The sequence below is a fragment of the Microbispora sp. KK1-11 genome, from assembly GCF_006874435.1.
In the GTDB taxonomy this organism is placed as follows: domain Bacteria; phylum Actinomycetota; class Actinomycetes; order Streptosporangiales; family Streptosporangiaceae; genus Microbispora; species Microbispora catharanthi.
Genome location: NZ_VIRJ01000023.1, coordinates 55,732 through 70,499, shown reverse-complemented (window position 1 = coordinate 70,499; position 14,768 = coordinate 55,732). Strand labels below are relative to the sequence as shown.

General features: G+C 73.6%; 15 protein-coding genes. 9 read left to right on the top strand and 6 right to left on the bottom strand.

The annotated features are described in order from the left end of the window. Positions 1-51 precede the first annotated feature (51 nt). The gene (locus FLW16_RS28385; protein ID WP_142563197.1) at positions 52-786 is read left to right on the top strand and encodes a PP2C family serine/threonine-protein phosphatase; all 735 of its coding nucleotides are present in this window, start codon (positions 52-54) and stop codon (positions 784-786) included. Between the two features lie 71 nt (positions 787-857). On the opposite strand, the gene FLW16_RS28380 is transcribed toward FLW16_RS28385, so the two are convergent. Further along, entirely contained in the window at positions 858-1,607 is a 750-nt protein-coding gene (locus FLW16_RS28380; RefSeq protein WP_142563196.1) for an SDR family NAD(P)-dependent oxidoreductase, read from the bottom strand. Between the two features lie 92 nt (positions 1,608-1,699). Further along, a complete protein-coding gene (locus FLW16_RS28375) occupies positions 1,700-2,242 on the bottom strand; it encodes a CGNR zinc finger domain-containing protein (RefSeq protein WP_260615653.1) in 543 nt (180 codons plus the stop codon). Between the two features lie 98 nt (positions 2,243-2,340). Between FLW16_RS28375 and FLW16_RS28370 the strand changes: the two genes are divergently transcribed. The 3 genes from FLW16_RS28370 (at position 2,341) to FLW16_RS28360 (ending at position 5,102) form a co-directional block, all read left to right on the top strand. Further along, entirely contained in the window at positions 2,341-3,105 is a 765-nt protein-coding gene (locus tag FLW16_RS28370) for a trans-aconitate 2-methyltransferase (RefSeq protein ID WP_142563194.1), read from the top strand. Positions 3,106-3,189: 84 nt separating this feature from the next. Continuing rightward, positions 3,190-4,308, top strand: a complete 1,119-nt coding sequence (locus FLW16_RS28365) for an acetate/propionate family kinase (RefSeq protein WP_142563193.1) — start codon at positions 3,190-3,192, stop codon at positions 4,306-4,308. A gap of 11 nt (positions 4,309-4,319) precedes the next feature. After that, positions 4,320-5,102, top strand: a complete 783-nt coding sequence (locus tag FLW16_RS28360) for a PhzF family phenazine biosynthesis protein (protein ID WP_142563192.1) — start codon at positions 4,320-4,322, stop codon at positions 5,100-5,102. Between the two features lie 27 nt (positions 5,103-5,129). Here the strand turns inward: FLW16_RS28360 and FLW16_RS28355 are convergent, their stop codons facing one another. Next, complete coding sequence (locus FLW16_RS28355) at positions 5,130-5,687, bottom strand: NADPH-dependent FMN reductase (RefSeq protein WP_142563191.1); 558 nt, start codon at positions 5,685-5,687, stop codon at positions 5,130-5,132. A gap of 145 nt (positions 5,688-5,832) precedes the next feature. Here FLW16_RS28355 and FLW16_RS28350 point away from each other — a divergent pair, with 145 nt between their 5' ends. Continuing rightward, positions 5,833-6,768 carry an AraC family transcriptional regulator gene (locus FLW16_RS28350; RefSeq protein WP_142563190.1) on the top strand — a complete coding sequence of 312 codons (936 nt, stop codon included), beginning with the start codon at positions 5,833-5,835 and terminating at the stop codon, positions 6,766-6,768. 13 nt (positions 6,769-6,781) lie between these two features. Here the strand turns inward: FLW16_RS28350 and FLW16_RS28345 are convergent, their stop codons facing one another. Continuing rightward, positions 6,782-7,891, bottom strand: a complete 1,110-nt coding sequence (locus tag FLW16_RS28345; protein WP_260615651.1) for a carboxymuconolactone decarboxylase family protein — start codon at positions 7,889-7,891, stop codon at positions 6,782-6,784. Positions 7,892-7,986: 95 nt separating this feature from the next. Between FLW16_RS28345 and FLW16_RS28340 the strand changes: the two genes are divergently transcribed. From FLW16_RS28340 to FLW16_RS43945, 3 genes are all read left to right on the top strand, one after another. Then, entirely contained in the window at positions 7,987-9,372 is a 1,386-nt protein-coding gene (locus tag FLW16_RS28340) for a sensor histidine kinase (protein WP_142563189.1), read from the top strand. After that, the gene (locus FLW16_RS28335; protein ID WP_185949627.1) at positions 9,369-10,043 is read left to right on the top strand and encodes a response regulator transcription factor; all 675 of its coding nucleotides are present in this window, start codon (positions 9,369-9,371) and stop codon (positions 10,041-10,043) included. The genes FLW16_RS28340 and FLW16_RS28335 overlap by 4 nt, the downstream gene beginning before the upstream one ends. A 139-nt stretch (positions 10,044-10,182) precedes the next feature. Continuing rightward, positions 10,183-10,329: a hypothetical protein gene (locus FLW16_RS43945; RefSeq protein ID WP_185949626.1), complete on the top strand. Its 147-nt coding sequence runs from the start codon at positions 10,183-10,185 to the stop codon at positions 10,327-10,329. A gap of 53 nt (positions 10,330-10,382) precedes the next feature. Here FLW16_RS43945 and metE read toward each other — a convergent pair whose 3' ends face one another. Both metE and FLW16_RS28325 read right to left on the bottom strand, forming a co-directional pair. Then, positions 10,383-12,596: a 5-methyltetrahydropteroyltriglutamate--homocysteine S-methyltransferase gene (gene metE, locus FLW16_RS28330; RefSeq protein ID WP_142563188.1), complete on the bottom strand. Its 2,214-nt coding sequence runs from the start codon at positions 12,594-12,596 to the stop codon at positions 10,383-10,385. Positions 12,597-12,704: 108 nt separating this feature from the next. Next, positions 12,705-13,556 carry a helix-turn-helix transcriptional regulator gene (locus tag FLW16_RS28325; RefSeq protein ID WP_142563187.1) on the bottom strand — a complete coding sequence of 284 codons (852 nt, stop codon included), beginning with the start codon at positions 13,554-13,556 and terminating at the stop codon, positions 12,705-12,707. An 85-nt stretch (positions 13,557-13,641) separates the two neighbouring features. Between FLW16_RS28325 and FLW16_RS28320 the strand changes: the two genes are divergently transcribed. After that, positions 13,642-14,442, top strand: a complete 801-nt coding sequence (locus FLW16_RS28320) for an SDR family NAD(P)-dependent oxidoreductase (RefSeq protein WP_142563186.1) — start codon at positions 13,642-13,644, stop codon at positions 14,440-14,442. Positions 14,443-14,768 lie beyond the last annotated feature (326 nt).

Genomic DNA, 14,768 nt, shown 5'->3' with positions numbered 1-14,768 from the left:
AGCCTAGCACTGTGCTTGTGAAGTGACTCAACCAATGGTTTACTCAAAACCATGACGCACAACCGTATTCGGTACGCCGCTGGGTCTGACGTCGGGCGCTCGCGTGCCAACAACGAGGATTCGGTGCACGCCGGCGAGCGCCTGCTCGCCATCGCCGACGGGATGGGCGGACACGGACACGGCGAGGTCGCCAGTGCGGCCGTCATCGCGACGCTGGCCAGGCTGGAGGACGGTCCGGCTCCCGCCGACCCCGCGGCCGCCCTCGCGGACGCCGTACGGGAGGCGGGGCAGCGCCTGGGGGACCTCGCCGCGCAGGACCCGGCACTCGAACGGATGGGCACCACGGTCACCGCGATGCTGTGGGACGGGCAGGGGAAGTTCGCCCTGGCCCATGTGGGCGACTCGCGGGCGTACATGCTGCGTGACGGCGCGCTCTACCAGATCACGCGCGACCACACGCTGGTGCAGTCGCTGGTGGACGACGGGCGTATGAGCCCCGACCAGGCCGCCCGCCATCCGCGCCGTTCCCTGCTGCTGCGGGCGCTGGAGACGAGCGGCCTGGCCGAGCCCGACCTGTCGCTGCGCGAGGCGTTCCCGGGCGACCGCTACCTGCTGTGCTCCGACGGGCTCACCTCCGTGCTCGAACCCGAGGCGCTGCACCACGTGCTCACCACCGTGGCCGATCCGCAGGAGACGGTCCACCGGCTCATCGAGCTGGCCAACGAGGGCGGCGGACCCGACAACATCTCGTGCGTGGTCGCCGACGTCGAAGCCGACGACGCCTGACATCCCGTCTCCCCCGTCCCGCGGCGGCCGGCGGGCCGGGCCCTCGCCCGGGCGGTGCGCCCGGGCGGACGTCAGACGGCCCAGCCGCCGTCGACGTTGATCGTCGCGCCGGTGACGTAGCGCCCGCCGTCGCCCGCCAGGTGGGCCACGGTCTCGGCGATGTCGTCCGGCTCCGCGTAGCGGCCGAGGACCGTCAGTCCCCGGACCGTGTCGGCCATGGGGCTGTCCGCCGGGTTCGAGGCGGTGTCGGTCGGGCCCGGGTTGACGAGGTTGACGGTGATGCCGCGCGGCCCGAGGTCGCGGGCGAGCCCCTTGGTCATTCCGGTCATGGCCGTCTTGCTCATGGCATACAGGGCGAAGCCCGGGAAGACGGTCCGCTCGGCGACGTTGCTCCCGATCGTGATGATCCGGCCGCCCTCGGCCATGTGGCCCGCCGCCGCCCGCGCGGCCAGGAACGGCCCGCGCACGTTGGCCGCGAGCGTACGGTCGACCTCGTCCGGCCCCAGGTCCTCGATCGGCGCGACGTGGAAGACCGCCGCGTTGTTCACGAGGACGTCGAGCCGGCCGAACTCCGCGGCGGCCTCGTCCACGGCCGCGGCGACCGCCGCGGCGTCGCCGTTGTCGGCACGGATGACCAGCGCCCGCCGGCCCATCCCCTTCACCTTCTCGGCCACGGCGGCCGCGCTGTCCTCGTCGCGCTCGTAGGTCAGCGCCACGTCCGCGCCGCGCTCGGCCAGCTTGAGGACGACCGCAGCGCCGATTCCCCTGCCGCCCCCGGTGACCAGGGCCGCCTTGCCGTTCATGTCGTTGATCTCGTTCATGGTGTCGAGCATGCCGACAACGGCGCCCGGAGGTCCTGCGGCGATCGGACCTGGCGTTCGGCGCTGTTCGGGCGGGGCGCGCGGCGGAGCGGTCAGGCGCCGCGCGCCCGGAACGCGGCCGTCTTGACCCGGTTCTGGCAGGCCGTGGAGCAGAAGCGGCGGGTGCCGTTGCGGGAGGTGTCCACGTACACACGGTCGCAGTGCGGCGCGGTGCACACGCCGAGCCGGTCGTGCAGCTCGCTGCCGAGCACCACGGCGAGGCCGGTCGCGCAACTGGCCGCGTAGTTTCCGGCCAGGGTGCCGCCCGCGCCGTGGAAGTGCAGGTGCCAGGGCTCCCCATCGTGCCGGTCGAGGTGCGGGCGCGCGTCGGTCTCCGCCAGCAGTCCGTTCACGGTGAGCGCCGCCGCGTCCACGTCGCCTCGCGTCACCGCCTCGAACACGCCGCGCAGCCGCCCCGCGACCTCGGCGAGCGCACCCGCCTCCGCTTCGGTGACCTGGGGCGCCCGCCTGTCGCCGGTCGCGAGGACGTCGGCGATCACGGCGGCCCGCGCCTCTCCCGTCGGCGGCTCGTACGACCGGCCCCGCGCCTCGCCTTCGGTCAGCGCGTTGACCAGGCCGACGGCGACCGCCACCACACCATCAGTGTGACTGTTGAAATTCACTTGACCAGTTACGCCTTTGCGTTCTACGTTGTAACTGCCGAAAGCATACACGCCAGTTACAAGGAGACGGCATGCTCACGTTCGACGTGGCCACCCGGTGGATCGACCGCTGGGACCGCCAGCAGGAGGGCTACCTGCCCGACCGGGAGGAGCGCTTCACCGCGCTGATCGACGCCGTCGAGGCCGGCGTGGGCCGCCCGGATCCCCTGGTGATCGACCTCGGTTGCGGCCCCGGCTCGCTGTCGGCCCGCCTGCTGGACCGCCTTCCCCAGGCCAGGATCGTCGCCGTCGACGCCGATCCTCTGTTGCTGTCGCTCGCCAGGGCGGCGTACGGCGACCGCGACGGCCTGCGCCTCGCCGACCTGGACCTGCGCGAACCGGGATGGAGCCGGGCGCTCGGCCTCGACCGCCCGGCGGACGCGGCGGTGAGCACGACCGCGTTGCACTGGCTGGCCGAGCACGACCTGCGCGCCGTGTACGCCGAGCTCGCGACCGTGCTGCGCCCGGGCGGGCTGTTCCTCAACGGCGACCACTTCAGCTCCGAGGACACGACTCCGGCGCTGGCGCGGCTGGAGCGGGCCGTCCACGAGAGCGAGGAGCGGCGGCGCTTCGCCGGCGGCCGTCCCGAGGACTGGCGCCAGTGGTGGGACGCGATCGCCGCCGACCCCGAGCTCGCCGGTGTCGCGGCGCCCCGGCCGGCCACCGCGGCACACCACGGCTCGGAGTCGCTCCACCTGTCCACCCACGTCGAGGCCCTCCGCGCGGCGGGCTTCGCCGAGATCGGGACGCTGTGGCAGCGCGGCGACAACCGCCTGCTCTGCGCCGTGCGTCCGTAATCTCCCCGGCCCGCGATCTCCCCGACCGCTCTGTCCGGCGGCCTGCCGGGGTTTGCCCGCCGGGTCGCCGGAAAGACGGACGCCATGACACCGACCGTGCTCACCGTCAACGCGGGTTCCAGCAGCCTCCAGCTGCATCTGGTGCGGGACGGCCGCGTGCTGCGCACCGAGCACAGCGAGCACAGCCCGGACCCCGCCACGGCCGAGCGTACGCTGTCGGACTTCCTGTCCGAGGCGGGCGCCGAGGTGACCGCCGTCGGTCACCGGCTCGTCCACGGCGGCGAGGCCGTCCGCGCGCCGGCGGTCGCCGACGACGACGTGGTGCGGGCCGTGCGCGAATACGCCGACCTCGCGCCACTGCACGTGCCGCCCGCGCTCGCGCTGGTCGAGGCGGCCCGGCGGGTGCTGCCGTCCGTGCCGCACGTGCTGTGTCCCGACACCGCCTTCCACGCCGGGCTGCCCGCCGCCGCCGCGACCTACGCCCTGCCCGCCGAGTGGCGGCGCCGGTGGGGCCTGCGCCGCTACGGATTCCACGGGCTGTCGTACGCGTGGGCGACCCACCGGGCGGCCGAACTGCTCTCCCGCCCGGCCGGAGAGGTCGACCTGGTCCTCACGCATCTCGGCGGCGGCTGCTCGGTCTGCGCCGTGCGCGACGGCCGCAGTGTGGACACCTCGATGGGGTTCACGCCGTTGGAGGGCGTGCCCATGAGCAAGCGTTCCGGCAGCGTCGATCCCGGCATGCTCCTGTGGCTGCTGTCGGGCTCACGCCTCACGCTGGAGGAGCTGCGCGACGGGCTGGAGCACGACTCCGGCCTGCTCGGGCTCTCCGGCGGCCTGTCCGGCGACACCCGCGACCTGGTCGCCTCGTCCGGGGAGGCCGCCGCCCTGGCGCTCGACGTGTTCGCCTACCGGGTTAGCCGGGAGATCGCCGCCTCGACCGCCGCCCTCGACCGGCTCGACGCGCTCGTGTTCACCGGCGAGATCGGCTGGGACCAGCCCGAGGTGCGCAAGGCCGTGTGCGGCAGGCTGTCGCTCCTCGGCGTCGAGCCGCCCGCCGTGACCGACGTGGACCGGGATCGCGTAGTCAGCCCGCCGGGCGCGCGCCTGCCGGTCCTCGTCGTACGGCCCCGCGAGGAGCTCCAGGTCGCCCGGGAGACCCTCGCCGCGCTCGCCCGTCCCGCTGGTGAAGGCGGGCGACCGTAGAATCCGCAGACATGCGCATCTTCACCGTGGACTCCTTCACCGACCGGCCGTTCCGGGGCAATCCCGCCGCGGTCTGCCTCCTCGACGAGATCGTTCCGGACGAGTGGATGCAGGCGGTGGCCGCCGAGATGCGCCATTCGGAGACGGCCTTCGTGCTGGAGCGGGACGAGGGGCCGCGGTCGCTGCGCTGGTTCACCCCCGCGGTCGAGGTCGCCCTGTGCGGGCACGCCACCCTGGCCACCGCGCACGTCCTCTACTCCCAGGGGGAGTCGGGGCGGCTGGAGTTCGACACGAAGAGCGGCGTGCTCGCGACCGAGCAGGCGGACGGCGAGCTGATCGCGATGGACTTCCCGGCGAAGCAGGCCGCGCCGTGCCCGCCGCCCGACGGCCTTGTAGAGGCTCTCGGCGTCACGCCGGTGTGGACCGGCCGCAGCGAGTTCGACCTGCTGGTCGAGGTCGGTTCGGCCGAGGACGTCCGGGCCGCCGACCCCGACATGGCGCGGCTGGCCGAGGTCGAGGCCCGGGGGGTCATCGTGACGGCGTCCGGCGAGGGCACCTCCGCCGACTACGTCTCCCGGTTCTTCGGCCCCAGGGTGGGCGTGCCGGAGGACCCGGTCACCGGTTCGGCCCACTGCGTGCTCGCGCCGCACTGGTCGGGCAGGCTCGGCCGGGACGCGCTCGTCGGAGAGCAGGTGTCGCGGCGCGGCGGGACCGTGCGCACGACCCTGCGCGGTGACCGCGTCGAACTCGCCGGCCACGCCGTGACCATATGGTCCGGCGAGCTGGAGGTCTGACCTCCGCCGCCCGCGGTCGTCCGCTCGTCAGACCCTGACGGTCCGCAGGGCCTGCGCCCATGAGACGACGTCGTCGAGCATCAGCCGCACGGAATCCTCGTGCCGGGCAGCGGGCCGGAAATCGGAGAAGTTCTCGAAGTCGTCGCGGATGGAGAGCGTGACCTGCGGCGCCACGCCCGCCACGCTGGCCGTGGCGAGAATCTGGCGCAGGTGCTCGATGGCGCGTGCGCCGCCGTCCACGCCGTAGCCGACGAACCCGGCGGCCTTGTTCGCCCATTCCGCATACAGGAAGTCGATCGCGGTCTTGAGGGCGCCCGAGGTCGAGCGGTTGTACTCGGGGGTCACGAAGACGAACGCGTCGAGGGCGGCGACCGCCTGCGACCACCTCCTGGTGTGGGCATGCTCGTACTGCCCGGCCGCCGCGGGCAGCGGCTCGTCGAGGTGCGGCAGCGCGTAGTCCTCGAGGTCGACCAGTTCGTACTCGGCGTCGCCGCGCTTGACGGCCAGGTCGTGAACCCAGCGGGCGACCGCCGCGCCGTTGCGGCCGGGGCGGGTGCTGCCGATGATGACACCTACTTTGATCATGCGAGTGGTCTCTTTCCCTGGAGGAGGGGGATTCGGCGCCGGGGCCCGCGGCGTGTGACGACAACTCTAGGAAGCGGCCGAGAGAAGACCAATGCGTGTAGATATGGCATTTATACGCGAGAGTCTTGCCGCCTAGACTTTCCGCATGGATGTCCTGAGCGACGTCATCGCCATCATGCGTACAGGCCGTCCGCGCTCCGCGCGCGTCTCCTGGCGGGCCCCTTGGGGACAGCGCTTCCCCGCGGAGCCCGGCTCGGCGACCTTCCAGGTGGTTCTGCGCGGGTCCTGCTGGTTCCTCCCGTCCGAGGGAGAGCCCGTCGCCCTGAGCATGGGAGACGTGGTGTTCCTCCCTCAGGGTGACGGGTACGCCCTGGCCGACAGCCTCGAGACTCCCCTGGCCGAGCCCGTCTGCGACCCCTACCGAGACGCCGGCATGATCGGTTCGGCCGCCTTCGGCGGCTCCGGGGCCGAGACGGTCACACTCTGCTGCGGGTATCGGCTCGACCACGCCAGGACCCACCCCAGCCTGCGGTCACTGCCGGCCGTGATCCACCTGCCCGCCCGGCTCGGCCGTCATCCCGAGCTGCGCGCCGCGGTGGACCTGCTCACCCGGGAGATCGAAGGCCCCCGCCTGGGCGCGGACACCGTGGTCTCGTCCCTGCTCGACATCCTTCAGCTCTACATCCTGCGGGCCTGGTTCGAGGCCGAGGGATCCTATTGCTCCCACTCTGGATGGGCCGCCGCCCTCGCCGACCCGGCCGTCAGCGCCGCCCTCGACGCCATTCATCGCGACCCCGCCCACTCGTGGACCGTCCAGTCGCTCGGCGAGCGCGCCGGCCTGTCCCGGGCCGCGTTCTCCCGCCGCTTCACCGACCTGGTCGGCAAGCCGCCCCTGGCCTATCTCACCTGGTGGCGGCTGTCCACGGCCGCCCGCCTGCTGCAGGAGACGGACGCTTCCGTGGCGGAGGTGGCCAGGCGGGTCGGGTACGGCTCGGAGTTCGCGTTCGGGAACGCGTTCAAACGCGAGCACGGGATCTCCCCGGGCAGATACCGCCGCGCGGTCTGCGTCCCCGCCTCCTGAGAGCCGCCCGATGTCAGGAGGCCGGCACGGCGAGGGCGGCCTCGATCCGGCGGACGGCGGTGATCGCCCCGAACGCCAGCAGCCGCACGAGGTCGGCGTCGGACCGGCCGCCCCCGGCCTCCCGCCATGCGGCGACGTCGGCGTCGGTCACCCGATAGGGCGCGAGGGCGGCCAGCAGGGCGAGCTTGGCCGCCGGGCGCTGTGCGGGTGCGACGTCCGCCAGCGGACCGGACGGCCAGCCGGACAGCGAAGGGTGGTCGCCGTCCCAGTCCGCGACGGCCTCCACAACCGCCTCCCTGGCCGTGTCGCCCAGCAGATGGACTCCCTCCCCCGCCGCGGCCCGCAGCGCGGCGAACGCGGTCCCGGCCGGGGTGCCCGCCGCCCACGCCGGCACCGGGCCCGACGGCAGCCCACGCAGCAGCGGCAGCGCCTCGCCCTGCGGCAGCCTGCGGCGTACCGTCCTGGCTAGGGCCCTGCCGCCCAGGCCGCGTACGAGCCGGGACCGCTGCAGGCCGGCGGGCAGGAGGTCGTCGGTCAGCAGCGACGACACCATCCGGTTGATGAAGTGGAAGGCGAGGGCCGTGCCGATGTACTCGGCCGCGTGACCGTCCGGGCACGGCGGCGCCTGCCCGGACGTGGCCGTGCCGGTGGCCCAGGCGAGCAGCCGGGCGTGCTCAGGATCGGACGGCTTGTCCCCGCGCGCGACGGTCTCGGCCAGCTCGTGCTCGCCGGTCGCGTGCAGGAGCACGGTGTGCGCGTCGACGCAGAACGGGCACTTGTTGGCGAGGGAGACCCCGGTGGCGACGACCTCCTTGGCCGCCCTCGGGGCCTGCCCGGCGAGCAGCGACTCACGCAGCATCGCCCATGTGGGAGCGAGCACCTCGGGAGCCGGGGACAACGTCAGGAACAGCGGCATGCGGGCCATGCCGAAATCACTGGCGATCTGGGCGTAGACCTGGGCGATCAGCCCGGTCGCCGCCTCCGTGGGCACCGGGGTCACATAGCGGTACGGCGTCGGCATCTCGGCCTCCTCATCGGTCGTGCTGTCATGCGGACCGATCCTGCCGAGCGTGGCCGCCCCCGTCGTCGTACGGCGGAAGGCGTTCCGAGCCGCTCCCGGCACGGCTGCGAGGCGGCGGCCGTACTACGGCGGGAGTAGTGCGGGATCGGTCCGCCGGGAGGAGGCGGCGCGAAACGGGCGGGGTCTACCCTTCTGACATGGACGGCGATCGCGGACGGCAGGCGTCCCCCAGCCCATTGGCGTCCCCCGGCTCACCGGTGACCGTGGGCGCACCGGCGTCGCCCCGCCCGCGGGCGTTCGCGGACCTGTTGGCCTTCCCTGACGGGCCGGCCCTCTCCGACGACCGGGCGGAGGCCGGGCCCCGCCGTCCCCGGTTCTACGCCGCGGATGCCGCGATCGCGGCTGTGGTGGCGGTGCTGCTCGCGGTCGCCACCCTGCTTCCGGGCTCGCCGAGCGGCCCCGCGCAGCTGGGGGTGGCGGGCTACCTGCTCCTGGTGGGCGGGTCCGCCGCCCTGGCGGCGCGGCGGACGGCGCCCGTGACGGCGCTCGTCGTCGCCGCGGCCTGCATGCTGGCCTACGCCCTGCGGGTGCATCCCGAGACCGCGACCGCCTTCCCCCTCCTGATGACCGTCTTCTCCGCGGCCACCGCGGGCCGGCGCTTGTGGGCGGCGTCGGTCAGCGCCGCCTACCTCACCGGTGTCCTGCTGGTGGAGCTGTCGGACCTCGGCGCGCGGACCCCGCGCGAGGTGGTCGACCGGGTCGGCCTGCTGGTCGGCTGGTTCGTCGCCGCCAACGTGGCGGGGGTCGTCTCCCGGCAGCGGCGGGCGTACCTGCGCCAGGCCGAGCAACGCGCCGTCGAGGCCGAGCGCACCCGCGAGGAGGTCGCGCTGCGCCGCGCAGGCGAGGAGCGGCTGCGCATCGCCAGGGAACTGCACGACTCGCTCACCCACAGCATCTCGATCATCAAGGTGCAGGCCGGCGTGGCCGTCCATCTGGCGCGCAAGCGGGGCGACGACGTGCCGGCCGCGCTGCTGGCGATCCAGGACGCGAGCGCGGACGCCATGCGGGAGCTGCGCGCGACGCTGGAGGTGCTGCGCGAACCCGGCCCCGACGACGCGCCCGGCACGGCCCGGGCCGACAGGATCGGCGAGCTGGTCGAGCGGGCGCGGTCGGCGGGCGTGCCGGCCACGCTGGCGATCAGCGGCACGCCCCGCGCTCTGCCGCCCGAGGTCGACCTGGCCGCCTACCGGATCGTGCAGGAGTCGCTCACCAACGTGGCGCGGCACGCGGGCCCCGCCTCGGCGTCCGTGCAGGTCCGCTACCTGCCCGACGCCCTCGTCGTACGCGTCGAGGACGACGGCGGGGGTCTGCCCGCCGCGGCGACACCACGACACGGAACGGACGGGACCTCCGAGACGGGCGGCGTGGTCCGGCCCGAAGCGGTTCGTGCGGGCGTGGGGCTCACCGGCATGCGGGAGCGGGTGTCCGCGCTCGGCGGGCGGCTCCAGACCGGTCCGGGGGCGGACGGCGGATTCACCATCCACGCCGAGCTGCCCTTGCCTGCCACGGAGGGAGCGGCGTGATCAGGGTGCTGCTGGTGGACGACCAGGCGCTCATCCGGGCCGGATTCAAGGCGCTGCTCGACGCCGAGGACGGCGTGGAGGTGGTCGGCGAGGCGGGCGACGGCAGCCAGGGCCTGGCGCTGGCCGAGCGGCACGTCCCCGACGTCGCGCTCGTGGACATCCAGATGCCGGTGATGGACGGCATCGAGACGACCCGCCGCATCGCCGCCGATCCCCGCCTGGCCGCCACCCGGGTGGTGATCCTGACCAACTACGGGCTCGACCGCTACGTGTTCGACGCGCTGCGTGCGGGCGCGAGCGGCTTCCTGCTCAAGGACACCGAGCCGGTGGAGCTTCTCCAGGCGATCAGGGTCGCGGCGCGCGGCGACGCCCTGCTGTCCCCGGCGGTCACCCGGACGCTCATCAGCGAGTACGTCTCCCGCCCGCCCGACGCCCTGCCGACGGCCGCTCTCGAGGAGCTCACCAACCGCGAACGGGAGGTCGTCGCCCTGGTCGCGCACGGCCTCACCAACGAGGAGATCGCCGCGCACATGGTGATCAGCCCGTTCACCGCCAAGACCCACGTGAGCAGGGCGATGACCAAGCTCGGCGCGCGGGACCGTGCCCAGCTCGTCGTCTTCGCCTACGAGTCCGGCCTGGTGGTCCCCCGGAGTTCGCCCAAGCGCGGCTGACCCGCTGCCCGCCGGCGTCGAGGGACCCCGTGGTGAAGGACCCGGTGGTGAAGGACCCGGTGGTGAAGGATCCGGCGCGGCCGTCTTCCTCGCGCGCGTCCCCGACGAGACGCGGGACGACACGCTCGGCCTGATCCGGGTGGGCCGGTTCGGCGACGCGCTGGCGAAGGGCACGTGGGTCCGCCGGCACGTGGAGGTCGCGCTGGGCGACCCGGCCGCTCCCATCGCGGTGCGCGGCCTGGCCGGGGATCCCCGCGACGCCGTCCTGGTCAGCGTCGGCCCGTAGACGCCGTTCCAGGCCGGCGTGCCGTCCGTCGCCGCACCGTTCGGGCGCGGCGCTCAGGCGTGGCGCTCGCGCAGGCGGGCCGCCGCCTCGACCACGTTGGCGAGCGCCGCCTCGACCTGCTCGTACGAGCGGGTCTTCAGCCCGCAGTCGGGGTTGACCCACAACCGCTCGGCGGGCACCGTCCGCAGCGCCTCGGTGAGCAGGTGCTCCACCTCGTCGGCGCCCGGCACGCGCGGCGAGTGGATGTCGTACACGCCCGGCCCCAAGCCCCTGGGGAAGGCGCCGACCGCGCCGAGCAGGCGCCCCCGCGAGCGCGCCGACTCGATGCTCGTGACGTCGGCGTCGAGGCCGTCGATCGCGGCGAGGATCTCGTCGGCGTCCGAATAGCACAGGTGTGTATGGATCTGCGTGTGCTCGCGCGCACCGGAGGTGGCCCACCGGTAGGCCGCGACGGCCCACTCCAGATAGGCGGCCTGGTCGGCGCGCCGCAGCGGCACCAGCTCGCGCAGCGCGGGCTCGTCGACCTGGATGACGCGGATGCCCGCCTCCTCCAGGTCGCCCACCTCCTCCCGTACGGCGTCGGCGACCTGGAACACCACCTCGCGCAGCGGCAGGTCGTCGCGGACGAACGACCACGCCACGATCGTCACCGGGCCGGTGAGCATGCCCTTGACCGGCTTGCTCGTCAGCGACTGGGCGTACCGCGCCCAGCGGACGGTGATCGGCTCCGGCCGCCGCACGTCGCCGTGCAGGATGGGCGGGCGGGTGCAGCGCGAGCCGTACGACTGGACCCAGCCGTGCCGGGTGACGGCGAAGCCGTCGAGGTGCTCGGCGAAATACTGCACCATGTCGTTGCGCTCGGGCTCGCCGTGGACGAGGACGTCCAGCCCCAGCCGCTCCTGCAGCGCGACGACCTGCTCGATCTCCGCGCGGACCATGCTCTCGTAGGCCGCCTCGCCGATCTGCCCGGCCGCCAGGGCAGCCCGGGCCCGGCGCAGCTCGCCCGTCTGGGGGAAGGAGCCGATCGTGGTGACCGGGAGAAGCGGCAGCTTCAGATGCTCGGCCTGCGCCACGGCCCGTACGGCGTAGGGGGCGCGGCCCTGCGCCGTCCGGACCCGGGAGGTGTGCGGACGTTCGTGCGCGGCGGGGTGTCCGGGCAGGGGACGACCGGGCGTGGCGGCGAGCAGAGCCGCCAGTTCGACCACCTCGGCGACCTTCTGCTCGGCGAACGCCAGCCGCCGCAGCAGCGCGGGATCGAGGCCGGTCTCCCGTTCCACGTCGTAGGGCACGTGGAGGAGCGAGCACGACGTGCTCACCACGACCCGCCCGGCGCGCTCCCGCGCGGCGTGCAGCGTGGCCAGCGCGCGGTCCCGGTCGGTGCGCCACACGTCCCGGCCCGACACCACGCCGGCGACGACCGTCTTGCCGGCCAGGGCGTCCACGCCGTGGGCCGTGCCCCGGACGAGGTCCAGGCCGACGGCCTCGACCGGCGTTCCGGCCAGCACGGGCAGCGCGTCGCCAAGATCCCCGAAATAGGAGGCGACCAGCAGCGCGGGCCTGTGCTCCAGCCGTCCCAGCCGTCCGTACGCCGCCTCGACCGCGGCCAGCTCCGCGGCGGTGCGGTCGGCGACCAGGGCGGGCTCGTCCAGCTGCACCCAGCCGACGCCCTCCGCGGCCAGCTCGGCCAGCAGGAGCGCGTACACCTCGACGACGTCGTCCAGCCGGTCGAGCGGGACGAAGCCGTCAGGACTGTCCGGTGTGGCCTGCGACAGCAGCAGGAACGTCACCGGCCCGACCAGCACCGGCCGGGTCTCCAGCCCCAGGGCGCGGGCCTCCCGCACCTCCGCCAGCGGCTTGGCGGCGTCGAGGGAGAAGACCGTGTCCGGGCCGATCTCGGGAACGATGTAGTGGTAGTTGGTGTCGAACCACTTCGTCATGCGAAGCGGGGCGGTTCCCTCGGCGCCCCGGGCCATCGCGAAGTAGGTCGCCAGGTCGTCGTCGTGCCGGTAACGCCCGGGCACCGCGCCCAGCAGCACCGCCGTGTCGAGCACCTGGTCGTAGTAGGAGAACGTGTTCGACGGCAGGCCCTCCAGGCCGAGCGCGGCGAGCCGCCGCCAGGTGTCCTCACGCAACCGCCGCGCGGTCTCCTCCAGGTCCGCCCGGCTGGACCGCCCCTCCCAGTACGACTCCAGCGCCCGCTTCAACTCGCGATCCGGCCCGATCCGCGGATACCCCAGCACGGTCGATGCGGGAAAAGACGTCGTCATCACCACTCCTCATGCGTCGAACAGGACGTCCCGCATCCTCCCCTCGTCCCGTCCCGCACCCGTGGATCTATTGACGACGCTTATGGATCGGCTCGACGCTGTGCATGTTCAACGGGGGGCGTCCATGCGCTGTGTGCCGATGACCGCCAGCAGCCGCAGCGCCTCGTCGGACGGCGAACCAGGGACGGCCGTGTAGATCACCACCTGCTGATCGCGGTCGGCGATGTCGAGGACGTCGCAGTTGACGGTGATCGGGCCGACCATCGGGTGCCGGAAGGTCTTGCACAGCGTGGACCCGTCCTCCACGTCGTGGGAGGCCCACAGCCGCGCGAACTCCGGGCTCTTCGCAAGGAGTTCGTCCACCAGTCCGGTCACCTCGGGCGCGTCGGGGTAGCGGCCGGCGGCGGCACGCAGGCGCCGGGCCGCGTGCCGGGCGAAGTCGTCGGCGTCGGAGACCCCGTACAACCGCCGTCCCTCGCGGTGCGGGCCGAGGAACACGCGGCGCACCAGGTTGCGGTCGCGCCGGGACAAGGCCGAGAAGTCCTCCATGAGGGCGGCCGCCAGCTCGTTCCACGCGAGCACCTCGAGCGTCGCGGACGTCACGAACGCGGCGGCCTGCGGCAGCCTCGCCAGCAGGTCCAGGATGCTCTGCCGCACCTCGCGCGAGGGCCCCGGCGGCGGGGCGGGCGGGGCACCGGCGAGGTGGTGGAGGTGGGCGCGCTCGGCGTCCGACAGGCGCAGGGCCCGGGCCAGCCCGGCCAGCACCTCGCGCGACGGGCGCGGACCGCGGGCCTGTTCCAGCCGCGTGTAGTACTCGGTCGAGATGAACGCCAGCTGCGCCGCCTCCTCACGCCGCAGCCCCGGGGTGCGGCGCCTGGGCCCTGCGGGCAGCCCCACGTCGGCAGGGCTGATCCGCTCGCGCCTGCTGCGCAGGAAGTCGGCCAGTTCTCGTCGGTTCACACCTCCAGTGTGCCCAGGTCACGGAGGCTGTCCAGGTATCACCGGTACCTGGATGAGCCATGCCCCGCGAGGCAGGCTCACTGCCATGGACAACACACCGACCCATGACACACCTGCCCCCGCCGCTGCGGGTCTGCTGGCCGGCAAGGTCGCCTTCATCAGCGGCGCCGGACGCGGTATCGGAGCCGCGGCGGCGCGGCTGTTCGCCCGGGAGGGCGCCCGAGTGCTGCTCGCGGCCCGGACGGAGGCCGAGCTGAAGGCGGTGACCGGGGAGATCCGGGAGGCGGGCGGCACCGCGGACCACGTGGTGTGCGACCTGGCCGACGCGGCGAGCGTGCGGGCCGCCGTGAGCCGCGCGGTGGACCTGTACGGCCGGCTCGACGTCGCCTTCAACAACGGAGCGATCGGCCAGCAGCCCGGCCCGATGGACCGCATACCGGAGGCCGAATTCGACCGCGTCTACGCCGTGAACCTCAAGGGCGTCTGGCTGGCCATGGTCGCCGAGGTGGAGGCGATTCGGGCCACCGCGGGCACGGGCGCCATCGTCAACAACTCGTCCGTCGGCAGTTGGGGAGGCAACCCGGAGCTACCGGCCTACGGTGCGATGAAACGGGCGGTCAACAGCCTCACCGAGTCGGCCGCCGTCACCTACGGACCCGAGGGCATCCGCGTCAACGCCATCGCTCCCGGCAACACGCTCACCGAGATGATCCGTGCCTGGGAGGCGGAGTCCCCCGGTCTCCAGGAACGGCTCACGGCGCAGACACCGCTGCGCCGCGGGGCCGACCCGGCCGAGATCGCCGAGGCCGCGGCCTGGCTGCTGAGCGACCGCTCCTCCTTCGTGACCGGCGCCGTCCTGCGGGTCGACGGCGGCGCCCGGGTCTGAGCCGGGAAGGGAATCCCTTGCGGGGTCCGGGTCTGCCGTCCCGGCCACCGGATTCGCCCGCAGTGCTCCGTCCCCTCGTCCGTCCCGCGCGCATTCATCGACGGTGCTTATGGATCAGGCTCCGGCCGTACTGCCCGCATGCGGCGTCGTGCCGCTTCTCGGCAGAGGCGCGGGCGGACCTCGACCCGCTGCCGCGCCGCTTTCCCCCGCGTGTGCCCCGCATCGCGTCGCATGCCATCCTGCTCGCGAACGAAGAAGCCGGATGCCTGCAGTGGTCAGCCGTACCAGGTCACGTGAAGGATCTCGACCAGGCGCCGGTACTCAAC

Bases quoted from the DNA above. Each gene is read 5' to 3' on its own strand.
- metE (WP_142563188.1), bottom strand. From the start codon at position 12,596: ATGACGACGTCTTTTCCCGCATCGACCGTGCTGGGGTATCCGCGGATC.
- FLW16_RS28365 (WP_142563193.1), top strand. From the start codon at position 3,190: ATGACACCGACCGTGCTCACCGTCAACGCGGGTTCCAGCAGCCTCCAG.
- FLW16_RS28380 (WP_142563196.1), bottom strand. From the start codon at position 1,607: ATGAACGAGATCAACGACATGAACGGCAAGGCGGCCCTGGTCACCGGG.
- FLW16_RS28370 (WP_142563194.1), top strand. From the start codon at position 2,341: ATGCTCACGTTCGACGTGGCCACCCGGTGGATCGACCGCTGGGACCGC.
- FLW16_RS28360 (WP_142563192.1), top strand. From the start codon at position 4,320: ATGCGCATCTTCACCGTGGACTCCTTCACCGACCGGCCGTTCCGGGGC.
- FLW16_RS28350 (WP_142563190.1), top strand. From the start codon at position 5,833: ATGGATGTCCTGAGCGACGTCATCGCCATCATGCGTACAGGCCGTCCG.
- FLW16_RS28385 (WP_142563197.1), top strand. From the start codon at position 52: ATGACGCACAACCGTATTCGGTACGCCGCTGGGTCTGACGTCGGGCGC.
- FLW16_RS28355 (WP_142563191.1), bottom strand. From the start codon at position 5,687: ATGATCAAAGTAGGTGTCATCATCGGCAGCACCCGCCCCGGCCGCAAC.
- FLW16_RS28340 (WP_142563189.1), top strand. From the start codon at position 7,987: ATGGACGGCGATCGCGGACGGCAGGCGTCCCCCAGCCCATTGGCGTCC.
- FLW16_RS28320 (WP_142563186.1), top strand. From the start codon at position 13,642: ATGGACAACACACCGACCCATGACACACCTGCCCCCGCCGCTGCGGGT.